1 protein-coding gene is annotated in these 275 nt (G+C 46.9%); it reads left to right on the top strand.

Annotation, left to right across the window (positions count from 1 at the left end):
• On the top strand, nucleotides 1–248 hold a 248-nt coding region (locus A3739_RS07865), incomplete at its 5' end, for an Rnf-Nqr domain containing protein (protein ID WP_304440266.1).
• Nucleotides 249–275 lie beyond the last annotated feature (27 nt).

Genomic DNA, 275 nt, shown 5'->3' with positions numbered 1-275 from the left:
CGGTGAACTGTGCAATTATGGGTGCGTCTCTATTCATGGTAGAGCGTGACTATAACCTCGGTGAATCAGTGGTTTATGGTGTGGGTGCAGGTGTTGGTTGGGCTCTAGCAATTGCAGCTCTGGCTGGCATCCGTGAAAAGTTGAAATACAGCGACGTACCAGAAGGCCTTCGTGGTCTTGGCATAACCTTCATTACTGTTGGTTTGATGTCACTTGGTTTTATGTCGTTCAGCGGTATTTCACTGTAGCTGTTAGACGAAGAGGTTTAAAAGGGT

This window comes from Oleiphilus sp. HI0067 (genome assembly GCF_001635735.1).
Note: the sequence above shows the minus strand (reverse complement) of the source record. Positions and strands in the feature narration are given on the sequence as shown.